Source organism: Nocardia neocaledoniensis (assembly GCF_029868625.1).
Classification (GTDB): domain Bacteria; phylum Actinomycetota; class Actinomycetes; order Mycobacteriales; family Mycobacteriaceae; genus Nocardia; species Nocardia neocaledoniensis_A.
Genome location: NZ_JARWOJ010000297.1, coordinates 1 through 3,107 on the forward strand (window position 1 = coordinate 1; position 3,107 = coordinate 3,107).

Here is a 3,107-nt window from a genome sequence, read left to right on the forward strand (position 1 = left end):
CCGCGACGATCGTCCGCCCCGGCGGGGGGGCGTCGGCGCGCTGTGCGGCGTGGGCGCCGTGGTGCATCCGGTGCTGGTCGCGGGCGGTGACCATGGCCCCGCGCCGGTTCCCGCGCCGGCGCCCGACGATGTGCACCGCCGCCGCCGCGAACGCGTTGGCGGTGCGGACGACCGTGCCGATATTGGCGTCGTGGCCGAAGTTCTCGATGGCCACGTGGAACGGGAAGCGGCGGGCGTCGATATCGGCGACGATGGCCTCGCGCGTCCAGTAGCGGTAGGCGTCGACCACATTGCGCCGATCACCCTCGAGGAGCAGCACCGGGTCGTAGCGGGGGTCGGTGGGCGCCGGGGTGCCGTACTCCTGCTCCCACGGGCCGAGTCCGTGCGGGTGCTCGCCCCATTCGGTCGGACCCGCGACCTCCACCTCGGGCGTTGACACTGACTCGTTCACCCGGAGAATGCTAGGCCCGGGCCGGTCAGGCCGAAGACTCGGCCGCCCCCACGATCAGGAAGAGGATGAGCCCGCCGAGGCCGAAGAGCACCATCACGGCCAGCAGGATCGTGCCGATGAGGCCGCAGATGTAGCCGGCGTAGACCGCCGAGCGTCCGCCGACGCGGCCCTGCGAGGCGTCGATCTCGGCGAGCACCGCGCGGCCCTTCAGCCACGCGAACGGCGCGCACAGGCCACAGAACGCGAGACCCAGGATGCCGAGGATCAGCACAAGGTTCGCCTGCGGGTGATCTTGCGGCGGGACGTAGCCCGGATAGCCCGGAGGCGGCGGAGTGCTCATGCGCGAATCGTAATCGCGCGACGGGCGGCAGGCGCCGCGACCGGACCTATCCTGGACTCGTAGGGCTCACGGGTGGTCGACGGTATGGAGCACACACGCATTCTGCAGGCGATGGCCTGCGTCGTCGCGCTGTACCTGGTCGCGCTCGCGGTATGGCTCGGCTGGCTCGCCCCGCACGCGCCACCGGGGACGACGCCGTATCAGGTGTTGATCATGGTCGGGTTGTTCGGCGCCGCTTCCGGCATCGCGATGGCCATCGCCGCCATGCCGACCAGGGCCGAGCGGCAGTTGCGGCGCCACGGCCTGGAGGGCTGGGCGCGCATCGACGGTGTGCGGCCGCTCGCGCGCACCGATCACTCCAGCGAACTCACCGAGCTGGACGTGGAGCTGACCGTGCCCGGCTCCGACAGCTATCACGGCAAGATCGTGGTCGACGTGATGCCGGTGGACAAGCCACGGATGGTGATCGGGGAAACCCTGCCGATCCGGGTCGATCCGACCGATCGGGACCGGATCATGGTGATGCCGCCGCCCCGCGCGCCCGGCTGAACGAGGATCACGGTGCGGCGGACCTGCGCCTTGCGGGTGCTGCCGGGTGAGTCCTCCCGTGAGCGGCCCTGCGCTTACGCACCGTCAGCCGGGGGCCGCGTCGAGGACCGGCAGTCCGACGATCGGGCGGCCACGACGCAGCGTCCGTTGCCAGCGCTGGGCATCGAAGACCGCGGGGTCGGTCTGCTCGATGAAGGCGTGGAGCAGTTTCGCGAAGCGATCCGGGTCGTGGTGGTGCGGGAAGTGGCCGGCGCCCTCGAAGATCTCCAGCAGCGAACCGGGGAAGGCGCGGTGGGCGCGTTCGGCGTGGACCGACGGGATGACGGTGTCGCGGGTGCCGCCGATGATCAGCGTCGGCAGGTGCGCGGCGAGGTAGCCGCGGTCGAGCATGGTGATGGATTGCCCGCGCCGGTCGGCGGCGGCGCGGATCGTGCGCAGGAAGGCGTTGCGCGCGCCGGTGTCGGAGAGTCCGCCGTAGAGCCGGAGCACATAGTCGGAGTCGGGGCCGAGTCCGAGTCCACCGAGTTCGCGCACCACCGGAATCGCCGCGCGCACAGCCGTGCGCACCGGCCAGCTGGTGACCGCCATCAGCCCCGGCCCGGCGCCGGGGAGCGTGGCCAGCCGGAACGCCGGGTGCACCCCGGCACCCATTCCCGCCGGACAGACCAGCGCGACTCGCTGCACCCGCTCCGGGAACTGGTAGACGAACTGCATCGCGATCCCGCCGCCGAGCGAATGCCCGACCAGGGTGGCCCGCTCGATCCCGAGCACGCTGAGCAGATCCCGCATGCCGTTCGCGTAGGCCGCGATCGCGTAGTCGGCGCGCGGCTTGGCCGATTCGCCGTGGCCGAGCAGGTCGGGCGCGATGACGGTGTAGTGCTCGGCGAGCGCGTCGAAGACCGGCGCCCAGGTCGCCGAGCTGTCGGAGATGCCGTGGATGAGCAGCAGCGGCGGCCCCGACCCGGCCATCCGGAACGCACGGCGATACCCGTGCACCTCGATGAACTGCACCTGCCCGGTCATCTTCGAAGCGTGCGCGGCCGGTGTTGCGCGCGAAGGTCGCGCAGGTAAGACCTGCGTGACCGGGCTCGCTCCCGGCAGGACTCGTGCGTGCCGACGACGTACTGCGAAGAGTTCGAGGCCGGGTCAGTCCCCTAGGGAGTCAGCCGCGTAGGGCCCGCGTTCCGGTCAGAGCTCCTTCTTCGTCGGCGGTTCCGTCAGCAGATACTGTGCCGCTGCGTAGGTCGCCAGGATGACGCCCTCGCTGACGCGGCGGGCCCGCTCGTCGCGCGCGAAGAGCCTGCGCAGAACGATCAGCCCGTCCGAAACCGTGAACAGCAGCGCGCCCACGCCGTAGCGGCTCCGCGGGTCACTGTTCGGGATATTCAGTCCCGCAATGTTTTTCGCATCTGGAGCCAGGGCAGGATCGGAGGCCAGGGTGGCCGCGGTGCCGAGGGTGGCGCCGTAGGCGGTCAGCGGCACCGCGAGCACCGGCGCCTTCGCGCGCAGCAGACCGGCCGCGCCCGCCCACGCCAGCAGACGCGGCGCGGCGATCGCGGCGCGGGGGCCGGGGCCCCCCCCCCCCCCCCCCCCCCCCGCCCCCCCACACCCCCCAAACCGGTGGCCCCCCGGCCCCGCCCCCCGGGCCCCCCCCCCCCCCCCGGGGACCAGTGGGCGACTGCCCGTCAGATGTCGCCGAAGGCCGCCGCGTAGCGGATGACGCCGCTGGGTACGGGTCCTCCGTCCAGGCTCAGCACCATCAGCGCC

At 72.3% G+C, this 3,107-nt stretch carries 5 protein-coding genes; 1 reads left to right on the plus strand and 4 read right to left on the minus strand.

The genetic code is table 11. From position 1 onward, the window contains the following. Both QH270_RS22270 and QH270_RS22275 read right to left on the minus strand, forming a co-directional pair. The coding region (locus tag QH270_RS22270) for an RNA methyltransferase (RefSeq protein WP_280345730.1) at positions 1-451 on the minus strand (451 nt) is incomplete at its 3' end. Positions 452-476: 25 nt separating this feature from the next. Further along, a complete protein-coding gene (locus QH270_RS22275) occupies positions 477-791 on the minus strand; it encodes a DUF4190 domain-containing protein (protein ID WP_280345733.1) in 315 nt (104 codons plus the stop codon). Positions 792-875: 84 nt separating this feature from the next. Here QH270_RS22275 and QH270_RS22280 point away from each other — a divergent pair, with 84 nt between their 5' ends. Next, positions 876-1,340, plus strand: coding sequence for a hypothetical protein (locus QH270_RS22280; RefSeq protein ID WP_280345735.1), 465 nt, complete (start codon positions 876-878; stop codon positions 1,338-1,340). A gap of 84 nt (positions 1,341-1,424) precedes the next feature. On the opposite strand, the gene QH270_RS22285 is transcribed toward QH270_RS22280, so the two are convergent. After that, a complete protein-coding gene (locus tag QH270_RS22285) occupies positions 1,425-2,363 on the minus strand; it encodes an alpha/beta fold hydrolase (RefSeq protein ID WP_280345736.1) in 939 nt (312 codons plus the stop codon). Positions 2,364-2,528: 165 nt separating this feature from the next. Continuing rightward, positions 2,529-3,107: lysoplasmalogenase family protein (locus QH270_RS22290; protein ID WP_280345739.1), on the minus strand; the 579-nt coding region annotated here is incomplete at its 5' end.

Bases quoted from the DNA above. Each gene is read 5' to 3' on its own strand.
- QH270_RS22275 (WP_280345733.1), bottom strand. From the start codon at position 791: ATGAGCACTCCGCCGCCTCCGGGCTATCCGGGCTACGTCCCGCCGCAA.
- QH270_RS22280 (WP_280345735.1), top strand. From the start codon at position 876: ATGGAGCACACACGCATTCTGCAGGCGATGGCCTGCGTCGTCGCGCTG.
- QH270_RS22285 (WP_280345736.1), bottom strand. From the start codon at position 2,363: ATGACCGGGCAGGTGCAGTTCATCGAGGTGCACGGGTATCGCCGTGCG.